This is a genomic window from Chitinophaga sp. (genome assembly GCF_039596155.1).
Lineage (GTDB): Bacteria > Bacteroidota > Bacteroidia > Chitinophagales > Chitinophagaceae > Chitinophaga.
Window position 1 is genome coordinate 394,370 of sequence record NZ_JBCNKF010000001.1, and the last position, 20,689, is coordinate 415,058.

Below are 20,689 nucleotides of genomic sequence, written 5' to 3' on the forward strand. Positions count from 1 at the left end.
TGATTTCTATTTTCTACAACAACAAGAACGCTATCAACGCTCCCGCCGCCGTATTGGAAAAATTCACAACATTATTCCCAATAACTCCTTTCCTCTCCAGCGTCGCCCCCAGTACTGAATCAATCACATTCCCACCTACACCCGCTACCGTTATAATCCATAAACTGCTGTCCCACATATAGATCCCCGCAATAATGAACGCTCCTGCCGCCCCTATTAAGGTTCCTTCGATACTAATCACCCCATCCAATCCCTTTGCCTCTCTCCTGAACGTTAGTATATTGAATGTTCGCTTCCCGTACACCATTCCTAACTCAGACGACAACGTATCCGCAATTGCTGCTGCCAGCGATCCCGCGATCATGAGTGTATATACTGCTGTATGATCGTAGTCGATCATCGCACACACTGCCAATATCGCAGCTACGCCACCATTTGCAAACACCTGGAATGCATCCCGCATTTCACCATGTGCCTTTCCTTTTATTGCCCGTCCATGTCGCGTAGCCAATACTGACAATACAAAGAATGTAAACAACTGCAACTCCCCCACATACCCGGCTCCTGCGAATATCAGCCATCCTACTACAATTGCAGCTACTCCTGCCGCAGGTGTTAACTTTTTGGCAAGGACACATAGCACTGCTACAACGAGCAGCGCGGTCAGAATGAACACGTTATTAAAAAATGTAGGCAATAACATAGCCCACAAAGGTAGCCATTCCTTGTTTGGATCAGCGGCATGGAATAATAATAATGAAAACGCATACATCCTCCCACCTGTCCAGGTGTATGAAGGATATATGAATTATGGCATAGTATTTACGGTTGGTGTATTATGACAATTTTAGATAACCCGGTATGGCATGCATTACAGACAGTACACCGCACATTGGCACAGGGAACACCCATTGTACAACGATATAGACGAGGGGTATTGCAGGTGATGGGGGCTGCACACCCGGAAACGGCACCGTACAATGAATTGAGCGACTGGCTGGCAGTTGGTGAGAAGATGTTTACCGTAGGGGATGTGCCTGTGATGCCGAAGAATTGGAAATATTTAAGACAGGTGGATTGTTTGCAGATGTTATGCGAGGTGAAGCCTGCCGTGTCATCGGCGGAAGTAGTTAAATTGGAGGATAAAGACCTGCCTGGCATGTTGACGTTGATCAATATTGCTTTGCCTGGTTTTTTTCATGAGGAGACGCCGTTGCTGGGTGATTATTTCGGGATCTTCCAGGCGGGACGTTTGGTATCGATGGCTGGAGAAAGGATGAAGTTAGAAGGATACACAGAGGTGAGCGCAGTGGCAACACATCCGGATTTTACCGGTAGGGGTTATGCACAGCAATTGGTGGGGCATGTGGTAGCAAGGAACCTTGACGCGGGGATCGTTCCGTTTTTGCATGTGACAGCAACTAATGAGCGGGCGGTGAAGGTATATGAGAAGTTAGGGTTTAAGTCGCGAAGGAGGATCGCGTTTACACAGTTTGAGCTGCTGGGATGGGAAAGATAACCAGGATCGTTCCGTTTTTCATGTGACAGCAACTAATGAGCGGGCGGTGAAGGTATATGAGAAGTTAGGGCTTAGGTCGCAAAGGAGGATCGCGTTTACACAGTTTGAACTGCCGGGATGGGAGAATAGATAGATTCGGTTAGCATTCTTTCAACGGGAGGGCGTATTGTGTATTTTCCTTTGAAAAGTGTAATTTTGAACATGGCACATCCAGATTACGAGTTACTGAAATTTGAGCAGATCGGGGGAACATTCCGCATCGCCGCTACAGGAGAGAATCAATGTACCCTTTCGTCCTATACCCGGCGGGATTTCTATAAGATTTCCCTGATCCTGTCAGGTGGCGGGGAGCTATTCTATGCCAATAAGAACATCAAATTTGATCAGCCTGCCCTGATCTTTACCAATCCGATGATTCCCTATAGCTGGGCAGATAACGCGGACGTGGAAGTGAGTGGCTATTTCTGTGTGTTTACTGAAGCCTTCCTGTTTGAGGGCGGGCGTATGGAAAGTCTGAAAGACTCCAGTTTGTTTAAACCTGGCGGGGATCCCGTGTATTTATTGAGCCCGGAGCAGACAGACTACCTGAAAAGTATTTTCATGCGTATGAGAGATGAAGCTGCCAGTGAATACCTCTATAAGTATGAACTGATGCGGAGCCAGGTGCAGCTGATCATCCATGAAGCCATTAAAATGGAACCGGCAGTTGCCTACGCACCGCCAAAGAATGCTGCCGGCAGAATTACCCAGTTATTCCTGACCTTACTGGAACGACAGTTTCCGGTAGACCCGCCCCGGTTTACCCTGCAATTCAGGAAAGCGGGCGATTATGCTGACCAGCTGGCTGTGCATGTAAACCACCTGAATGCCGCCGTGCAGGAAGTGACAGGAAAGTCGACCACAGCACATATCAATGATCGTATAATGGCGGAGGCAAAGTCGTTGCTGAAGCATACAGATATGAGTGTAGCCGACATTGCCTATGGCCTGGGCTTTGAATACGCCTCTTACTTCAATAACTTTTTCAGGAAGCATGCAGGCGTCACCCCGTTAAAAGCCCGGAACGAGGTGAAACTTTAAATTAATCCTTTGAAAAGTATAATTTCTCCGGATCCGCTTAGCCTAATTTTGATGTCATAAAACAAATATCGTTATGGCAATCAAAAGAGTAAAATTAGGCAACCAGGGACTGGAAGTGCCTATAGAGGGCTTAGGCTGTATGGGGATGACTCCTACCGGAGGTAACGACATCTATGGCAAGGCAGATGAATCAGCCGTTATTGCGACTATACACCGCGCACTGGAACTCGGTATTAACTGGCTGGATACAGCAGATGCTTATGGTCCTCTTCTGAATGAAAGGTTAGTAGCAAAAGCGATCAAAGGAAACCGGGAGAAATTTATCCTCGCTACGAAATTCGGTTTTTACATCGATGACAATGACAACCTGGATTGGAGCGTGATCAACGGCCGTCCTGAATATGTACGCAAAGCAATTGAGCGTTCCCTGAAGAACCTGGGCACCGATTATATAGACCTGTATTACCTGCATCGTGCAGATCCTGCCGTGCCTATTGAAGAAACAGTGGGCGCGATGGGTGAGCTGGTGAAAGAAGGGAAGGTAAAATACCTGGGCCTTTCTGAAGTATCGCCTGACACACTCCGTAAAGCACATGCGGTACATCCTGTTTCTGCATTACAGACTGAATATTCCCTTTTTGAAAGGGAAGTGGAGACGAACGGAGTATTAGATACAGTTCGTGAACTAGGGGTAGGTTTTGTAGCTTATTCGCCCCTGGGCAGAGGTTTTATTACAGGGGAACTGAAAAGCCCTGACGATTTTCCGGCAGATGATTTCAGGAGATATATTCCACGGTTTCAGGGAGAGAATTTTTACACGAACCTGGAGTTGGTAAAGGGTATCCAGGCTCTTGCAGCCGCAAAGGGGCTGACGCCTTCACAGCTGGCAATGGCGTGGGTGTTTTCGAAAGGCGTAACGGCCATTCCGGGTACAAAACGTGTTAAATACATTGAAGAAAATGCTGCTGCAGCCGAAGTGGTCTTGTCACAGGCAGAAGTTGCACAGCTGGAATCATTTGGGACTGCCGTTGGAGACAGGTATGATTCATACAGTATGAATCACCTGAATGTTTAAGGTGTCGGGTATAGATCACTTGAATACCTAAGGCGTCAGGTATGATTCATACAGTATGAATCACCTGAATGTTTAAGGTGTCGGGTATAAATCACTTGAATACCCAAGGCGTCAGGTATGATTCATACAGTATGAATCACCTGAATATTTAAGGTGTCGGGTATAAATCACTTGAATACCCAAGGCGTCAGGTATGACACACAAGTATAAATTCATTGAATGCTCAGGTATAGATATGATTCGCACAGTACAATGCCGATGGGTGCTTAATACGACAGCTCCATCAATTTGAACTGTTGAATACCCACAGGGCGCATTACCATGCTCCGTATATAATTTACCAGCACCTGAATCAATCAAATAACAACTACCGGATAACTAAAAAGTGGCATGCGTCGCCTTCAGGTACAGGCGCATGCTCTTTGCTTCCTCCCGTGCCCATACCCCATATTCTTCAATAGCCTGCAGCCTGGCAGCTTCTGTAATATACCCATCTGCTACCAGCTGGTTCCCCCTCGTCTCTGCTACTTTTTTCCAAAGCGAAATATGTGTATCAAACCCTTCCATCCCACGCTCCATATACTCATCCTGCTGAGACACATTGATCTTTAACGCCTGCACATGCACCAGGTCAATCACATGGTCTGCAATAGCATTATCCATACCAGCATCGGCCCGCCATTTCAGGAAGGCAGCATAGAAATCCAGCATAGATTGCGGCGGTGCCGGATCCCACCTGATGGCTTCATGGTTATAATCAAGTACACAAAGTACCCCTCCTGGGTTCAACAAGGTCACCATTTTTTTGATTACAGCCTCCGGGGCAGCGATCCATTGCAGTGTACGGGCGGTGGTGATGATATCAAATTTTTCTTCCGGCGAATAATCCATAATATCCCCCACCAGGAAGTTAACATTGCCTGCATTCGTTTTTGCCAGTGAGATGAGCTCTTCACTTCTATCTATCCCGGTCACTTTCCCTGCATATTTTGCTATGCCTTTTGTAATTGTACCACTGCCGCAACCTACATCGAGTACAGATAACCCGGGTTGTAAAACGGATAATAGATTAGCGTTGGCATTTTCTACGGTACGGGTGTCAAGTACTGCGGCAGTACCCTGGGGCATGGCGGCACGTTCATAAGAGGTGGAAGTTTTCATATTTTAAATATAAAACAATTCCCCGTCATCAGGTACCCGGACATTTTGATCCGGGAAGGCTGCTTTTATCTGCTGGCGCCCCTCCCTGGAATGGTTCACGGCTTCAAGATGTACGATGATCAACTGTGCGTCCGGTGCATAGTCGCGGACCTTTTTGATATCAGCAATACTCATTACAATCGGGTCACCTTTTACAAATTGTGCGGCGCCACCATTGAGCACTATATGTTTGGGCTGGTAACTATCAATAGCGGTTTTTACTTCTTCGCACCAGATGGTATCTCCTGCAAGATACAGGTCATTGATCACGTAACCGGATACTTTGCCCATCAGGGTACCTATTTCACCGGTACCATGCTGACCACTGGTTCTGTATATGGTCAGGCCCTGCCATGTTGCAGACTGACGAATGGGGGTAACGTTGGTAAACCCTGCTTCCCGAACCTTGTCTTCGTCTCCTGTCTGGCAGAAGAGCGGGATGTGCTTAGGAAGTAGTTCTCTTGCTACAGGATCCCAGTGGTCATTATGCAGGTGTGTTAACAGCACCGCATCGATCTGTCTGATCATGTCCTGCGGGTCTACGGGCAGGTCCACCAGTGGATTTCGGAGGCCATTATCTGTCATAATGATGGTATCATAAGCGCCTTTGGGTCCCAGCATCGGGTCAATAAGGATATTTTTGTCATTGACGGTCAGTATCTGTGTCGCATTTCGCAGCAATTGTAACTTCATGGTAATTCCTTTAATTTTGACAGGACGAAGGTCAGCTGATTTTGTAGAAAACGGATGAAGTTGACAGAAAGGTAACCAGTATACTTTTTTGTAACCATGAATTATACGGAGTTTAAACATTGCGGGTTGAATGTGGCATTGGAGGTATTGTCGGGGAAATGGAAGCCGATTATCCTGTTTCATTTGTTTCACCAGGAAGAGATCCGGTTTACAGATCTGTGGCGCAATATTCCCAGGGTGGCGAAGAAAGTGTTATTGGATCACCTGAAGCAGCTGGAGGCAGATGGTCTGATCGTCCGGGAGGAGCGGCAGGTATTTCCGCCGGAAGTATATTACCGCATTTCGGAGAAAGGGAAAGCACTGGGTCCTGCACTGGCAGCGTTGGAGAATTGGGCCAATGTGCACGCAGCAGCGCAGGTGCAGGACCTGAAAGACAAGAAGAAGGTAGCGAATGGTCAGCGGTAACGCCACCATTTGTTGACTACGAAATGGGTAACTTCAATTGATTTTTCAGGTAGTAAATGAGGATACCTAATAAGGTAACTCCCATTCCAGCCAGCATCATGATACCACCTGTAGAACGGAAGATACCAATCCAGATGAGGATGGCCAGAATGACCGGTAAGGGGTAGAGTGGCATTTTCCACTGCATAAAGTTCCTGCCTTTACGCTTACTCAGCACCAGTAACCCAATAGCCTGCCCGATAAACTGAATTAAAATACGCATGGCCAGAATGGCACTGATCACTTCTTTCAGTTTAAAGAACATACTGAATACAAATGCAACGCCTCCCAGTACCAGGAGGGAGATATATGGGAAGTTCTTAGTAGGATGCAATTTGGCAAAGACCTTGAAGAATGCGCCATCTTTTGCTGCTGCATATGGGATACGGCTATATCCCAACGTCGCAGAAAATACAGAGGCAAACGCAATCCAGAGAATGAGTACCGTAGCTATCATTGCAGCTGTAGGACCGGCGAGTTGTTGAATGAATTCACTGATCACGAATTTGCTTTGCTCGATCTGGGCTAAAGGCAGTACGGAAGCCACGCTGATATTCATGCAGAGATATAGTACAGCAATACCTGCGATAGAGATGAACATGCTGCGGGGGATATTCTTCTGCGGGGCAATGATCTCACCGCCGAGATGACATACATTGTAATACCCCAGGTAACTGTATACGGACTTCACACTGGCAGCACCCAGCGCTGAGCCAAATACCATATTGAATTCAAGGCCATCATTGATATGTTTGACTGGCTCCAGGAAATGGCCCTGGGTCATACCGCCGCCGATGATCCAGATCATGGTGACCAGTACGCCTATCCAGAGTGTGACACTGATCTTGCCAATGGTTTCAATATTCCTGTAAAGCATGAATACGATGAGGATGATGACTGAACCGCTGACGGCCTTCGTTTCCCAGAAACCTAGCGGATGCAGGTAACTGGTATATTGTGCAAAACCAATGGCTGCAGATGCGATGACCAGCGGGGCCTGAATCATGGTTTGCCATACGAACAGAAAACTCATCAGTTTACCTGTGCGGGGACCAAAGCTCTCTTTCAGAAAATTGTAGCTGCCACCTGCTGCGGGGAAGGTGGTACCAAGTTCACTCCAGACCATAGCGTCGATGAAGGAAAGGATAGCACCAGCTATCCAGGCGTAGAGGAACCACGGACCATGCATAATTTCTGCGACTACGCTCAGGACAACGAATGGGCCGATGCCGACCATGTCGGTCATATTGATGGCAGTTGCTTGCAGTAAGGTAAGGTGACGGGAGAGTTGAGATTGACTCATATATACGTAAAAGTAAAACTTTTATCTCATTTTTTGTAGTCAGTGGGTTGGGGAGTGGATGGCATGTGTTGGGAAGCAGGTGGGGTTTCGCCGGAGGCAGCAAGGGCCTGTGATTGTCAGCAGCGTATTTATTTCCCCGTTGGTTCCATCGCGTCACAAATTTTTGCCAGATACTTTTCAGCTATCTCTATATAATACTGCTGTTTTTCCTCCGGGATCTTTAACATTGACAACCGTGCATTGTTCTTAATCAGATCGCGATGCACATACATAAACCGCCAGAAAAGGGCGTCCCAGATCTCACACCACGGGCCGCGCCTGTAGTTACTCATTTTCAGGATATAATTTGAAGATGAGATATAAGGCTTTGTACTCATCAGGCCTCCATCTGCAAACTGGCTCATGCCATATACATTGGGTACCATCACCCAATCATAGGCATCAATAAAGTACTCCATGAACCACCGGTATACATCGTCCGGATCAAACTCACATAGCAACATGAAATTGCCCAATACCATCAATCGTTCTATATGATGTACATAAGCACGCTTCTGCAAATTACGAATGGTATTGTCTATAGGTGGAATACCTGTTTCTCCTGTATAGAAGCAGTTGGGGATTTTGCGGGTAAAGCCAAAGAAGTTGGTAGTACGTTGTTTTACGCCCTCTCTTATATATACAGCACGCATAAACTCACGCCATCCAATCACCTGCCTGATAAATCCTTCCAGTGCATTGAGGGGAATACGATGCCGGCTGCCATAACTGATCGCTTTTTTAATAATCGTTTCAGGAGAGAGTAGCCCTATATTCAGGGAGGAAGATAAAATGGAATGAAAGAGGTAATGTTCTTCCCGCACAATTGCATCCTGGTAGGCCCCAAAATGTGTTAGTTTCTCTTTGAGGAAAAAGATCAGCATCCGTTCTGCCTGCCGGTGTGTAACAGGGTAATTGAATTGGGAAATATTTCCCCTGTTACTTCCAAAATGCTGCTGTACATAATGCTTTGCGGCATCAAAGTTATCATAGTGAAAGCTGGGCATAGCTGGCACTGCTATATTGGGGGGCATCTTTTTCCTGTTCTCTGTGTCAAAGCTCCATTTCCCACCCGCAGGGTGAGCGCCATTCATGAGCAGGTTCAACCGCTTCCTTTCAGATTTATAGTAGGAAGCCATGAAGTATTTATTGTCCTGGTCAAAGTACGACAAATCGCCGATGAAGTTGGGAGAGGGACAGCGGTGGAGGGTGATCTTGTATTGCCCGCTATACCGTTTTATTCTTCTTTCCAGCAGGTAATCAGTCGTGTCTATATAATGAACGGCGGAGACATGATGGGAAGAAAAGTATTCAAACAGGTGACGGGTCTGTGCCCGCTTATCATGCGCTTCAATATAATGTACTACATGCCCGCCAGCTTTCAGCCGGCTGGCGTAGTACTGCATAGATGCCCTGTGCAATAATATCTTCTGCTGGTGAAAGTTGTACTGTGAAAAGTACAGTTCATCTTCCACCACATATACATGCGGGGGCAGGTGGCAATAATGCTTATATAACTGATGCGGATATATGAGGCCAATCTCCATCTGATCAGGAAGGACGGTCTTTTGTATTTCTGATCAGGCCCATGCCGGAGAAAAAGAATACCATACCCAGCAATGTGTAAATGACGATCATCTTTACACTTCTGGTACCGCCGCCGGCATTTACAAAATTAACCGCGGCCATTACTAATCCCAGGGCGCCCAATATGGTGAATACAACGCCCAGTACGCGCTTTTCCATATAGATTGTGTTTTACTAAGGAAGATTACAAATAATATGCCGCTGCGGCTGGCACGTTTATAGTAGAATGCGCCGGATTTATTATTTTTATAAAATGAGTGATTTTAACCAGATGAAGGCCGCTGTATTCAGTTTTCAGCCACTTGGTGATGCTGAATGGACGGACTTTGCGCAGACCCTGCACCTCAAAACGTATAAAAAAGGTGAATTCCTGCTCCGGGATGGGGAAGTGGAAAATCAGCTCTATTTTTTGAATACCGGCGCCACACGTCATTACTTTATTCGTGATGGCAAGGAATTTACGGTAGACTTTCAGTTTGCCGGGGATTTTGTAACCGCCTATTATTCCCTTATCACCAGGGAACCAAGCCGGGTGTTTATAGAAGTACTGGAGGAGGCTACTGTAGTCGTGATCGACTACCAGGTGTTACAATCCTTTTATGCCCGCTCGCATCACGGAGAGCGCATAGGGCGCCTGATGGCTGAGTATCAATATGTAAAAAGGCTGAGGCGGGAAATGGACCTGTTGTCCCGCACAGCAGAAGAGCGGTATGCCGGGCTACTGCAAAGAGCGCCCCAACTGGTAAGTAATATTTCAGTGAAGCATTTATCTTCTTACCTGGGTATTCAACCCGAAAGTTTAAGCCGGATCAGGAAGCAACTGATGGGAAACTAACATACATCATTTTCGTTCAGTTGCGGATGATTCAAATTTGCAACATGAAACCTTTGATTGTATTATTAGTCACTTTCATTTTATCGCTTGTCATTGCCAGGTTCACCACCGGGGTATGGCAAATAACGTTTGCAGGAAATGTTGCCATGTGCTGTATGTTAATGTTGACAGCTGTCGGCCATTTTAAATTTACACAAGGGATGGTGATGATGTTGCCCCCTGTAATCCCGTTTAAATTAGCAGTGGTGTATTTAACCGGTATTGTGGAAGTGGCATTGGGTATCCTGTTATTATTCCCTGCCGGAAGATATATTGCCGGCAACCTGTTAATCCTGCTCTTTATTGTCATGTTGCCAGCGAATATATATGCAGCTATGATACACCTGAATATGGAAAAGGCCAATTTTGAAGGACCGGGTATTGAATATTTGTATTTCAGGTTGCCTTTGCAATTGTTATTTATTGGCTGGCTGCTTTATTTTTCGACGGGTTGGATAAGGGGATAAACAGCGTTAAGGACTATTAAGGTAGAGAAATTTTTCAACTCACCCCGGCAACTAAAGATGCACTATTACTAAAAAAATGAGGTGCCAGTAACATCGTCATAAGATTTTCATCTTAATTGAACAGTAGGTTAAGAATAAAATTAACATATGCCTTATTATTAATTATTTATATATTTACCCAATGAATTACTCCCTAACCTATTTAAAACTGACTTTTTGTGGTCTGGTTTTATGTGCTTTTGTATCAAATAGTTATGCACAACAGTATAAGTCATTGGATGGGTCTACGCTAATCAGAAAGGAGAAAGAAAGAAGTCGTGTAAAGACAATTACCGTACTCAATAAGGATAGTTCTACCCTGGGTGAAGGGTATTATGTGACTGAATGGCCAGACCAGAGCCGTTTTTATTTTTATGTGGATAACAATGGGACTTTAGACAGAACTGCCAGGAAAATATTCAGTAATGATCAGTCATTCCTGATGATTACCATGGAGTTGCGTAATAATAAGCTGAACGGTAAACGCCAGGTCTTTGATAATAAAGTCCTGATTTCTGAAGCAGAGTTCAAAGACGGGTATATTCAGCGGGAAAAAGTATTTAAGAACAAAACCCTGATCAGGGAGAATCTTTATACACAGGATGGTAGTTTGGATAGTACCAGGGAGTATGAGCAGGGTACCCTGGAATACACTTACAAGGAGTTGGGCAATGGAGCAAACCTGCGCAGGAGTTTCTTTCCTGACGGAAAGCTACAGCAATGGAAGGAGGTAAACCAGCTGCAAAAGATGATGGTGACCAGGGAGTTTGATCCGAATGGCAGATTACTGAGTGAGGAATTGGTGAAGGGAAAAGACTCTGTGATTACAAAAAAGTTTTATCCTAATGGGCTGGTAAGTACACTGCATGAAATGGGACAAAACCAGGGGTATGTAAAGGAGTATGACGAAAAAGGGAAGTTGATCAGTGAGAAATTGATAGAGCATACAGCGATGGCGGTGGCGCCGACCGAACTGAAAATGGCGTCGGATAATAAAGGAATTAGTACAGAGCAATAGATAGAATTTATGAATCGATGACAAAAGCTTTTGCCACCGGCAAAAGCTTTTGTCGTTTTAAGAGGAGTAGAAATATATTGACGGAAGGTACTGCACAGGATTTGTTTTTTATTTGGAAATTAATTGTGCACAATTTAATTTTGATAAACCAAATGAGAAGATATGAGTTTGCTGAAACTGGAAAATCAGGTTTGTTTTCCGCTGTACGCGGCCTCCCGGCAGATCACTGCCCTCTACCGGCCATTGCTGGAGGAGCTGGGGCTTACTTATCCTCAGTACCTGGTGATGATGGTGCTATGGGAGCATAGCGTTATGACGGTGAAAGAACTGGGTGAGCTGTTGTACCTGGACAGTGGTACCCTGACGCCCTTATTGAAGCGATTGGAAGAAAAAGGCCTTGTAAAGCGTACCAGAGATGAACAGGATGAGCGGGTGGTGAATATTGCCCTGACACCGGCCGGCAAAAAAATGGAGAAGAGCGCTGAGAAGATACCGGCACAGCTGGCATGTGAAATGGATATGAGTGAAAAAGAACTAAAACAGTTACGTGCTACATTGCATAAATTATTACAAAAAGTAGGACACATTTAAAATATTAAATCATGGAACAAGCTTTGTATTCAACAGAAGTAACCGCAACAGGTGGTAGAAATGGTCATGTTAAATCTACCGATGGATTGCTGGAACTGGATGTAAGGATCCCGAAAGAAATGGGTGGTGCAGGCGGAGCTACCAACCCTGAGCAATTGTTTGCAGCAGGTTATGCAGCTTGCTTTGACAGCGCGCTGAACCTCATGATCAGGAATTCAAAAGTACAAACCGGTACTACAACCGTTACTGCTAAAGTCGGATTGAAGAAAGAAGGAGTAGGCTTTGTTTTGTTTGTGGATATGCACGTGAATATTCCGGGCGTGGAAGTAGAACAGGCAAAAGAACTGGTAGAAAGGGCACATGAAGTATGTCCTTACTCCAATGCGACAAGAGGTAATATCAATGTCACATTCAATGTGACTGCTGAAGGTGAATAAGACAGCAGGAGGTTATTTCAAAAGTAAATTTACCTGGTGTAGCCGGGTACCTGATGAAGTGAAATTCGTATCAGCGAATACCTGCGCTTCCAGATTACTTTTGAGATAACCTCTTCCATTTGTTGCCCCATTGACTGCACTACATCATTTCCTGCCGCGTAGTACGCATGTTTTTACCCGTATATTTTTTCATCACTTTATTGAGGTGACTGCTATCTGTAAAACCGAGATCTGAAGCGATCTCCCGGAAGGGAGCGTCGGTATATTTTGCCCTTGATGCAGCGATCCTGATCCTGGAGCGGAGGATGTAGTCCTGAAAGTTCTCAGCAGCGTTCCTGGAAAAGTATTCACTGAAATAAGAAGCAGGGATATGGAATTGCGCTGCGAGGTGTTTGACAGTGATCTTCTCAGGGGCGAGCAAATTGTAATTAATGTATTCTATGAGTTGGGTGAAGCGCTGATCTTTGTATGACCGGGTGTTTTGTATTTTCTTTTGGATATTCCTGCTGATGAGGGCAAGAATAGACACAAGTGTATTGCGGATGATTGCCGGACCACAGCTCTCCTTTTTGTTGTGCTCGTATAGAATGATGTCGAGGAATCTTTTCAACTGGACTTTATCATCAGGATCAGTGACCAGTTCACCGGGCAAGTAGTCATGATTGGCTAGAATAAAGTTGATTCGGTTCATCCATTGGGTATAGTCGATAAGACCGGGTGAAAAGTAATGAGTAGTAAAGCGAATGAAAAGAAAGGTGGTCTTCTCTGCTACATTATAGGCATGACATCTGGCAGCGGGAAGGAGGAACACTTCTTCCGGATGGTAAGGGGTGGGGACATGATTGGCTATGTGCTGACCATGGCCTTTCAGGATGTATACCAGTTCGAAGAAATTATTCTTTCGGTTTCTCTCCTCCCAATGGGTGCATTCCAGTACCTCGATGGAGAAGTTGTCTTTAATGTGCTCCATATCGCAAAGGTAAGCATCCTGGTTGGATACTGGTTTATCCTGTTTGAGTACTGAATTTATTACTTGCATGCCAGTAGCTTTGTGGAAAAAGAAAATGGATTACAAGGAGATTGCTAAGAAAACAGTCGGGCACTTATACCAGGCGCATGGAAGTATTCGCACATCGGGGATTGATCCTTTATTGATTGCATTAGTAGAGTTGCGTGTATCTCAAATCAACGGATGCGCGTTTTGTTGTCGTTTTCATGCAGGGGAGTTGAGGGAAATGGGGATGCCGCAGGACTTAGTAGATCAGGTACCGGGTTTCAGGCACGCCGCAGACTTTACACTGCGGCAAAGGTTAGTCTTACAATATGCAGAAGAAGTAGTTGCCCTGAAAGGGGATGCTCAATTGCTGGCAGACCATTTCTCACAGCGGGAGATCGTGGAACTGACCAGCAGCATTGCCCTGATGGGGGCTTTGAACAGATTGAGAATGGTATTGACGGACATCGGTTGATGGTCTTCAATACCATGTTTATGCAGTATATATCTCAGGTAGTTGGGCCGCATCTGTTTTCCCTAACTCAGGAGAGAAGATTTCTATAAGGAAGAAGTAACTCAGTACAGTAGCCATCGATAAAGGAGTGGGAAGGTTGCCGCTGCCTGTGGCGGCGATAAACATGGTAAGCGCGGCCAGGCAACTGAGTACGACCAGCGTAATGATAACGGTTTTTCCTTTGTCCAGGAAGAAATAGGTAACCAGCTTTGCAAACAGGATGAGGAAGATAAAACCGTTCACACCTGCGTAATGATAACGGGTGTGCTGGTAGGCGTTGTATACTTCCCCGAGACTGACCAGTGCACCTAATCCGATCAGGTAATTGTAAATAGATGAGTGCTGGCGGGTGATATAGAACACTGCGTTTTCAGTTGGGGTCTTGTGTAGTGCTCGTTGATTACTGAAGATGATCCATATGATAATATTTAACAGCGGCAGGTAATGGAATAGATATAGCCAGCCATTGTTGCTGGCAATGGTCATCATTCTGCTCATGGCGATATTCCTGGTGAGGGAAGCGGTGATGTAAAAGATACTTACTTCCATGATGAAGGTGATGGCATTGGTAACGAGCGCCTGAGACAGGAAAGTACTATCGCCATCATAACCGGAAGAACCGGTGGCGTGAGATCTTAGTAACCCGGCTGACTGAAATATAATGATCCAGCAGGAAAGTGCTGACAACGGATAAAGAAGGCGGTAATCCTCCCCACTCAGTACCTGTATTTTTGAATTGAGTAGGTATTGATAACTTTTATCACTGAAAAAGTTTTCTGCCAGGTACATCCAGCCATAGACGAGGAATGGGAGAAAGAAGTCAGTGAGCAGATCAGGCAGGCTGAAGGCATACAGGTGAACAGGCCCCGGTGAGTTTGAAGTAGCTGTGGTGTAACAGATAATAAGACCTGCGGCTACGCCAATCTGCCAGAAATGCTGTTTACGTGTGATGAAGGAAACCACTGCAGCCTGTACACAGCTCCACACAACCAGGATGAAGGTTGTGTCGATGCATGAAGGAAGATGCGAATAGATGCTGTCTACAAAGTATATATAAGAAAGGTACAGGATAACAACGGTGGCTGCGATCGGGAGTGCCTTTTTATACTCCTTGTTGGCAATGGGGGCCCAGCTAAATGCCACCGCCCATTTAAAGGCTGTAAAGAGAGCGGATACGTAGACGGCTTGCTGTCCGGCACTGTTAAAGCATTCCATTTTGAAGTGAATGAAGAGGCAGGAAAGGATGCCTGCTGTGGCGATGATGATACCAGGAATCCAGCAACTTTTCAATGTCAGTCTCTGGCGGGCAGAGAAGTAAGGAGTTCGTTCCATAGGATAGGGTAGTAGTGGGTGAATACATATAAACGTTCGGGGTACTAAATCCAGTAGGTAGATTATTTTTTTAAATGAATATTAAGGTATCCGTTCCAGTGAGCCATTACATTTGTTGAAAAGCATCTTATTTACCGGAAAGTGGATCGTACAACTGGTCATTGTATCATTCTCTGTAACTGACTCTACATTTCTTACAAAAATAGGAAGGAAGCCATATTGATTGAGTTCGTAACGCATCACTGGCTGGCCGGTAAACCCCTGGTCAGCTGCATATTCCACATTGTAATTTTTAATGCGCCATGTTTTTTCTACTGTTTTTCTACCTATCAGTAAATTAACAAGCTGCATAAAACCAAGGCCTAAAAATAAAACAATTGTGAGTCCGACACTGAATGCAGTTTTTGATTTTTTACGTGATGGAGATTGCAATGTCATGGCAAATGCGGTAGAGAAAAGTATCAATAGCAAAGTGCGGTAAGCATACGGAAAAATGTAGTGCCATGGCGTAAAGATGGGTATCACTAAGATAAAGGATATGCCCATTATCCAATAGCCTGTTCTGCGTGGAAGACGGCTTTCGATAGCGAGACCAATCAATGGGAAAAGAAATAAAATAAATGCATCGCCGAAGCCCTTTATAACGTCAATTGTATCCATAGCACAAGGGAAGATAAGGAAAATTTCGTATATTGAACGCTTCATCAAAAGAACAATTGAATGGATACATTTACACTCATTGCGGCCTTGATCACTATCAGTGCGTTGATTTCATACCTTAATCTCAGATTCATCAAACTGCCTGGTGCTATTGGCGTGATGTTTGTCTCTATCCTGCTCTCTATCTTTATACTGGTGACAGGTAAGGCTTTCCCCTTTGCGTTCAATTTTATACGTGAGCTTACCCGCAGCATTGATTTTACGAAGACCTTGCTGGATATTATGTTAGCCTTTCTCTTATTTGCCAGTGCATTTCATTTTGAATACAAGAAATTGAAGGAGCAGAAGCGACCGGTATTGGTGCTGAGTACAATTGGTGTGGTCGGCTCTACCATCATTTTTGGTTTGCTGCTGGATATAACGACAACATTACTGCACATTGATTTGCCATTGGTATACTGTTTTCTTTTTGGTGCATTGATCTCACCGACCGATCCGGTAGCGGTCATGTCGGTGTTGAAGAAGTCAAGAATACCTTCTTCACTGGAGACGATCATTTCCGGCGAGTCATTGCTGAATGATGGTGTAGGATTGATCTTGTTTGTAACTATCGGAGAGGTGGCAGCACAGGAGGCGACTTTCTCTATGTCGCATGCCACGGAATTATTTGCCAAGGAAGTATTTGGAGGTCTGGCGTTGGGAGCGGGTACCGCTTTTGTGACCGGTTATCTGACCAAGAAGATCCAGGAATTCCAGACAGCGGTCCTGGTTTCTATCTCAATGGTGATGATGATTTCTGTATTGGGTAGTTTACTGCACGTATCTATACCCCTGGCGGCAGTGGCGGCTGGCTTGATCCTGGGTAGTTCTTCTATCGGAGCGAAGAGTAATAAAGAGTTGCAGGATTACCTGCACCGTTTCTGGGAACTGATAGATGAATTGCTGAATATCATCCTGTTTGTAATGATTGGTTTGCAGATAGTGGTGATGCCATTTATCGGGCATTACTGGTTTATCGGGCTGGTAGCGGTATTGTTTGTGTTGATTGCAAGAGGGGTGAGTATTGCAGTACCTTCTATGGTAATGAGAAGGTCATTGAAGACTAACTTTAACAATACAGCCATCCTGGTCTGGGCCGGCCTGAGGGGAGGTATATCTGTCGCATTGGCGCTGTCGTTGCCGGAATCGCCTTATAAACGATTAATCTTATCAGCTAGTTATATCATTGTTGTCTTCTCTGTAATAGTACAGGGATTGACGTTGAACAGGGTGGTGAACAGATTTGTGAAGTGATTTTCCCTGTCTTCGGGCCATTGAAATTGTGCTGCTGTATCAGGTACTTTTATACCAGGCATGTGGCTGATACGCGGGATAATTTCAATGGCTTTTTTATTTTGCAGGAGCGCGTTGGTGGAGAATATAGTTATGCAGTGAATAAAACAAGAATGGGTTGGTATGTGTGTGTATGTGAATACAGGCAAATAGGAGGTACAAGGTGATCAGCTTTTATCGGGCGCCTGCCATTGCAGCCGGGCCTCTTTGCTCATCAGGTATGCCTCACTGTAAAACCGTGTAATGAATTGCTTGTTAAGAAACGGCTGTTGCAGGAAATCAGCTACTATATCAGCAGTAAAAGTATTGATCTTATGTGTGATCACGTAATCAGCAATTACACTGGTATAGAACAACGTGATCGTTTCATGATACCCCGTATCTGCCGTATTTTGCCCTCCCACACTTTCGTTATATTGCCTGATACCATTACTGATCCTTTGAACAGCCTCCGGTAGGGGATATTTGATACAATACCAGAATGCCATTACAAAATGATTTTCATGTGTCCATTCTTCCTTAGGCAGGGTGCAGTTTTCAAATTGTTCAATCAGTGTCATATGCCGGTATTTATTTCCTCTTTATAACTGCTGAGAATAATGGTGGTGGTGGTACGTGTAACTCCCTTAATTGTCTTTATTTTACCCACCAGTAGCTTTTCTAATGCGGCTGTATCTGCCACCAGTACTTTTAACAGCAGATCATAATCGCCTGCTACATGGTGGCATTCCAACACTTCTTCCATGGCTATCAGCTGATCTTTTACAGGATTGTTCTTAGTGTGATCAATCCATACATTGATGTATGCCATTAACTGTAACGAGAGTTGAGCTCTGTTCACCCTGATGGTGTATTTGTCAATAATCCCGGAACGGTCGAGTTTTCGCAGTCTTTCTGTCACCGCCGGCAGCGAGAGATTAATTTTTCTGGCGATGTCCGCGCCCGTAATCCGGGAGTTTTGGATAAGTAGCTTTAGTATCTTGCTATCGTAGGCGTCCATGTTGAATGATTGTAGGACAAAGGTAGCAAAGGCTTTATTTAATTTGGTAATTAAGGTAATATCAGAGCGGATCTTAATTTATCTGTATAATATGCTTAATCTTAGCTGCGTACTCTCGCCGCAATACCTGCTGAGTAAGTAGTTGGCTTGAAATTAAACCTTTTTTCAAATTTGCTGCTGTCGAACACATAATCCCTGTCATATTGGTAAGACATCTCTTTGATCTCCCTGACGATTGGTATAAAAAGCCCCATTAATCCCATCATGAACCGGGACAGGATATAATACCTTGGCTGTACCTGCATAGCGGCTGCTACTTTTTCAATAAACTCCTTACCTGTAAGTTTTTCGGCAGACGTAGGCAAGTGCCATACCTGGCCGAAGGCATCGGGCGTATTACCTAATATGGCTGTACCTTTCGCGGCATCGGGCGTGTAGGTGAAAGTGTGTACTTTATTGACATCGATTTGCCAGTAGGCTTTCTTACCTTTTTTGTACTCGCCTTCTACAGTGATCGCCAGCATCCCGTTTTTTACCGCGGGACCGTAGAAATCTGCACTTCTTGCGATCAGCGCCTGCAGTCCCTTTTGCTGGATGGCCTGCAGGATGGTATAATGTAAGGCTGCCCTGACCTGGCCTTTTTTGCTGGGAGGTGCGATAGTGGAGTGTTCCGTCATGTGCGGGATCTCTGTATCGGCATACATGTATACATTATCCAGGAATACCAGGCGGGCATTGTGTTTCAGACAGGCGTCAATCACATGCTGCATAATCACCGGCCAGTCACGGCGCCATATTTTGATGTTGTATTCCAGGCCTACGGTGAGGTATACGACTTCCGACCCTGCTACAGCGCGGTCTACATCGGCAGATTGGGTCAGATCAGCAGTCATCAGTTCATCATCTCCATTTACCTGCACAGGTTTACGGGCTACGAGGCGGATTTTATCTGTATAGGCTTTCAGTTCTTTTGCCAGTGGGGTACCAATGGCACCACCAGATCCGAGTATTGTTTGCATATCAATTTGTTTATGCAAAGGTATCCCGCTCAGGAGGTGAAAAATAATGATCCGGGTTAAGGTTTTTTAGCCGGAATCAGCCTCTTTCGGATCCGGCTCAGGCTCTCCGGTGCAATACCCAGGTATTGCGCGATATAACGCTGCGGAACGCGCTGGATGATTTCAGGCTTTTCTTCCAGCAGGTCCAGGAACTGTTTTTCGGGGGTAGACGACAGCAGGGCCTTGGTACGGCGAATGCTGGCAGCGGCAATTCGTTCTATCAGTACATGGAAAAAGTCGCCCAGGGCACGGGATTCCCGCATTAAAGGCACCAGCTCTGCACAGGAAATAGTGAGACAGGTGGTAGGAACCAGGGTCTTAATAGTCGAAGAGGACACCGTTTTCCTGGAGAAGCTTTCCAGGTCGGTTACAAATTCATTCTCGAAGGTAAAATTACAGGTCCGTTCATTGCCGGCTTCATCTATGTAAAACTGGTGTAAGGTTCCCTGCGTAACAAAGAATACTTCATGAGACACTTCTCCGGCATGTAGTAACGTCACATTCCGCTTAAAATGTTGTTCTTTGAAATAGGAAAGAATGTAGGCGGCTTCATCATCCGGCATTACTACCTCTTTCCTCATTGTCGAAATCAATTCGTTTGACATAATTTATTGTTTCCTACTCTTTTTTGCAGTTCCCCTGAGCGAACTGCCCGTCGGAATCGTATCTGATAAGAGCAGGTACTTATTCAAGATAGCAAAAATAAAGAAGGTATTACCATGAAAAGCATCCCATAACCGGAAAGTGCTGCATAATGTAAAAGGTAAAATCAGGTTTGTGCAGGTTGCAGGGTAATAATTATTTAACACATTGGTAATGTAAAAAAGCCGGTGTACAGATGAAAAAAAATGCGCCCTGCAGATCAGGGCGCATTTTTTCTACTTTTTCTTCAGGGCTTCCTGTTGCCTGATACTTTCTTTGTGGATCGCTTCATACAGCGATCTGATAAACTCTTCTGAAAGGCCTTCTGTCTTACCGGCTTCTATTGCTTTTTGCAGTACTTCATTGAAGCGATTGGATTGCAGCACTTCCATATTGTGAGCCTGCTTGTAGATGCCGATGGCCCTGGCGGCTTCCATTCTCTGACCGAGAAGGTGAACGATTTCTTTGTCCAACTGGTTAATTTTTGCCCTGTTCACACTTAATGTGTCTTGTTGTTGTGCCTTTGCGGCTACCAGGCCCATTGCCAGGAAAACCGTAGAGAAGATCCTTTTTTTCATAATATATGTTAGTAGTTATTGAGGATCAATGTTATTTACTATGCCACTGGTGGGTAGCAGGTGGTGAATCTGCCGGTTCCGGCGGAAATTATGTCCAGTATTACTTCTTGTCTGCATACGAATAGTGATGACAGCCGTCGTTTTAGAAGGTGT

25 protein-coding genes are annotated in these 20,689 nt (G+C 45.1%); 11 read left to right on the plus strand and 14 right to left on the minus strand.

Translation table 11 applies throughout. The features are described from left to right. Nucleotides 1-13: 13 nt before the first annotated feature. A complete protein-coding gene (locus tag ABDW33_RS01520) occupies nt 14-703 on the minus strand; it encodes a DUF92 domain-containing protein (RefSeq protein ID WP_343688303.1) in 690 nt (229 codons plus the stop codon). 135 nt (nt 704-838) lie between these two features. Between ABDW33_RS01520 and ABDW33_RS01525 the strand changes: the two genes are divergently transcribed. The 3 genes from ABDW33_RS01525 to ABDW33_RS01535 all read left to right on the plus strand — a co-directional run bounded on the left by ABDW33_RS01525 (nt 839) and on the right by ABDW33_RS01535 (nt 3,674). After that, nucleotides 839-1,519, plus strand: a complete 681-nt coding sequence (locus ABDW33_RS01525; protein ID WP_343688304.1) for a GNAT family N-acetyltransferase — start codon at nt 839-841, stop codon at nt 1,517-1,519. 201 nt (nt 1,520-1,720) lie between these two features. Further along, the gene (locus ABDW33_RS01530) at nt 1,721-2,599 is read left to right on the plus strand and encodes a helix-turn-helix domain-containing protein (protein ID WP_343688305.1); all 879 of its coding nucleotides are present in this window, start codon (nt 1,721-1,723) and stop codon (nt 2,597-2,599) included. Nucleotides 2,600-2,672: 73 nt separating this feature from the next. Next, the gene (locus ABDW33_RS01535) at nt 2,673-3,674 is read left to right on the plus strand and encodes an aldo/keto reductase (protein WP_343688306.1); all 1,002 of its coding nucleotides are present in this window, start codon (nt 2,673-2,675) and stop codon (nt 3,672-3,674) included. Nucleotides 3,675-4,052: 378 nt separating this feature from the next. On the opposite strand, the gene ABDW33_RS01540 is transcribed toward ABDW33_RS01535, so the two are convergent. Beyond that, nucleotides 4,053-4,835 (minus strand): class I SAM-dependent methyltransferase, encoded by a 783-nt coding sequence (locus ABDW33_RS01540; protein ID WP_343688307.1) that lies wholly within the window; start codon nt 4,833-4,835, stop codon nt 4,053-4,055. 3 nt (nt 4,836-4,838) lie between these two features. Beyond that, the gene (locus tag ABDW33_RS01545) at nt 4,839-5,567 is read right to left on the minus strand and encodes an MBL fold metallo-hydrolase (RefSeq protein ID WP_343688308.1); all 729 of its coding nucleotides are present in this window, start codon (nt 5,565-5,567) and stop codon (nt 4,839-4,841) included. 96 nt (nt 5,568-5,663) lie between these two features. Between ABDW33_RS01545 and ABDW33_RS01550 the strand changes: the two genes are divergently transcribed. Next, nucleotides 5,664-6,032, plus strand: a complete 369-nt coding sequence (locus ABDW33_RS01550; RefSeq protein ID WP_343688309.1) for a helix-turn-helix domain-containing protein — start codon at nt 5,664-5,666, stop codon at nt 6,030-6,032. 16 nt (nt 6,033-6,048) lie between these two features. On the opposite strand, the gene ABDW33_RS01555 is transcribed toward ABDW33_RS01550, so the two are convergent. The 3 genes from ABDW33_RS01555 to ABDW33_RS01565 all read right to left on the minus strand — a co-directional run bounded on the left by ABDW33_RS01555 (nt 6,049) and on the right by ABDW33_RS01565 (nt 9,159). Further along, on the minus strand, nt 6,049-7,374 hold the full coding sequence (locus ABDW33_RS01555; RefSeq protein WP_343688310.1) for an amino acid permease: 1,326 nt from the start codon (nt 7,372-7,374) through the stop codon (nt 6,049-6,051). Nucleotides 7,375-7,502: 128 nt separating this feature from the next. Continuing rightward, nucleotides 7,503-8,960, minus strand: a complete 1,458-nt coding sequence (locus ABDW33_RS01560; RefSeq protein ID WP_343688311.1) for a cryptochrome/photolyase family protein — start codon at nt 8,958-8,960, stop codon at nt 7,503-7,505. A gap of 4 nt (nt 8,961-8,964) precedes the next feature. Next, nucleotides 8,965-9,159 (minus strand): hypothetical protein, encoded by a 195-nt coding sequence (locus tag ABDW33_RS01565; protein ID WP_116852099.1) that lies wholly within the window; start codon nt 9,157-9,159, stop codon nt 8,965-8,967. Nucleotides 9,160-9,253: 94 nt separating this feature from the next. Here ABDW33_RS01565 and ABDW33_RS01570 point away from each other — a divergent pair, with 94 nt between their 5' ends. From ABDW33_RS01570 to ABDW33_RS01590, 5 genes are all read left to right on the plus strand, one after another. Further along, nucleotides 9,254-9,835, plus strand: a complete 582-nt coding sequence (locus ABDW33_RS01570; RefSeq protein WP_343688312.1) for a Crp/Fnr family transcriptional regulator — start codon at nt 9,254-9,256, stop codon at nt 9,833-9,835. A gap of 44 nt (nt 9,836-9,879) precedes the next feature. Beyond that, the gene (locus tag ABDW33_RS01575; RefSeq protein WP_343688313.1) at nt 9,880-10,341 is read left to right on the plus strand and encodes a hypothetical protein; all 462 of its coding nucleotides are present in this window, start codon (nt 9,880-9,882) and stop codon (nt 10,339-10,341) included. 181 nt (nt 10,342-10,522) lie between these two features. Beyond that, entirely contained in the window at nt 10,523-11,398 is an 876-nt protein-coding gene (locus ABDW33_RS01580; protein ID WP_343688314.1) for a hypothetical protein, read from the plus strand. Between the two features lie 162 nt (nt 11,399-11,560). Further along, nucleotides 11,561-11,989, plus strand: a complete 429-nt coding sequence (locus ABDW33_RS01585) for a MarR family transcriptional regulator (protein WP_343688315.1) — start codon at nt 11,561-11,563, stop codon at nt 11,987-11,989. 11 nt (nt 11,990-12,000) lie between these two features. Beyond that, nucleotides 12,001-12,426 carry an organic hydroperoxide resistance protein gene (locus tag ABDW33_RS01590; protein ID WP_343688316.1) on the plus strand — a complete coding sequence of 142 codons (426 nt, stop codon included), beginning with the start codon at nt 12,001-12,003 and terminating at the stop codon, nt 12,424-12,426. Nucleotides 12,427-12,565: 139 nt separating this feature from the next. Here the strand turns inward: ABDW33_RS01590 and ABDW33_RS01595 are convergent, their stop codons facing one another. Next, nucleotides 12,566-13,465 (minus strand): AraC family transcriptional regulator, encoded by a 900-nt coding sequence (locus ABDW33_RS01595; RefSeq protein WP_343688317.1) that lies wholly within the window; start codon nt 13,463-13,465, stop codon nt 12,566-12,568. Between ABDW33_RS01595 and ABDW33_RS01600 the strand changes: the two genes are divergently transcribed. Continuing rightward, nucleotides 13,464-13,895, plus strand: a complete 432-nt coding sequence (locus ABDW33_RS01600; protein WP_343688318.1) for a carboxymuconolactone decarboxylase family protein — start codon at nt 13,464-13,466, stop codon at nt 13,893-13,895. The two genes, ABDW33_RS01595 and ABDW33_RS01600, sit on opposite strands and share 2 nt — an antisense overlap. A gap of 18 nt (nt 13,896-13,913) precedes the next feature. Here the strand turns inward: ABDW33_RS01600 and ABDW33_RS01605 are convergent, their stop codons facing one another. Both ABDW33_RS01605 and ABDW33_RS01610 read right to left on the minus strand, forming a co-directional pair. Beyond that, the gene (locus ABDW33_RS01605; protein ID WP_343688319.1) at nt 13,914-15,266 is read right to left on the minus strand and encodes a hypothetical protein; all 1,353 of its coding nucleotides are present in this window, start codon (nt 15,264-15,266) and stop codon (nt 13,914-13,916) included. An 81-nt stretch (nt 15,267-15,347) separates the two neighbouring features. After that, the gene (locus tag ABDW33_RS01610) at nt 15,348-15,971 is read right to left on the minus strand and encodes a hypothetical protein (protein WP_343688320.1); all 624 of its coding nucleotides are present in this window, start codon (nt 15,969-15,971) and stop codon (nt 15,348-15,350) included. A gap of 15 nt (nt 15,972-15,986) precedes the next feature. Here ABDW33_RS01610 and ABDW33_RS01615 point away from each other — a divergent pair, with 15 nt between their 5' ends. Further along, a complete protein-coding gene (locus tag ABDW33_RS01615) occupies nt 15,987-17,219 on the plus strand; it encodes a sodium:proton antiporter (RefSeq protein WP_343688321.1) in 1,233 nt (410 codons plus the stop codon). Between the two features lie 206 nt (nt 17,220-17,425). Here the strand turns inward: ABDW33_RS01615 and ABDW33_RS01620 are convergent, their stop codons facing one another. The 5 genes from ABDW33_RS01620 to ABDW33_RS01640 form a co-directional block, all read right to left on the minus strand. After that, a complete protein-coding gene (locus tag ABDW33_RS01620; RefSeq protein ID WP_343688322.1) occupies nt 17,426-17,818 on the minus strand; it encodes a hypothetical protein in 393 nt (130 codons plus the stop codon). Next, the gene (locus ABDW33_RS01625) at nt 17,815-18,258 is read right to left on the minus strand and encodes an Lrp/AsnC family transcriptional regulator (protein ID WP_343688323.1); all 444 of its coding nucleotides are present in this window, start codon (nt 18,256-18,258) and stop codon (nt 17,815-17,817) included. The genes ABDW33_RS01620 and ABDW33_RS01625 overlap by 4 nt, the downstream gene beginning before the upstream one ends. A gap of 101 nt (nt 18,259-18,359) precedes the next feature. Beyond that, nucleotides 18,360-19,277: an NAD-dependent epimerase/dehydratase family protein gene (locus tag ABDW33_RS01630; protein WP_343688324.1), complete on the minus strand. Its 918-nt coding sequence runs from the start codon at nt 19,275-19,277 to the stop codon at nt 18,360-18,362. Nucleotides 19,278-19,333: 56 nt separating this feature from the next. Further along, entirely contained in the window at nt 19,334-19,921 is a 588-nt protein-coding gene (locus tag ABDW33_RS01635) for a Crp/Fnr family transcriptional regulator (RefSeq protein WP_343688325.1), read from the minus strand. A gap of 273 nt (nt 19,922-20,194) precedes the next feature. After that, nucleotides 20,195-20,536, minus strand: a complete 342-nt coding sequence (locus ABDW33_RS01640; RefSeq protein ID WP_343688326.1) for a chorismate mutase — start codon at nt 20,534-20,536, stop codon at nt 20,195-20,197. Nucleotides 20,537-20,689 lie beyond the last annotated feature (153 nt).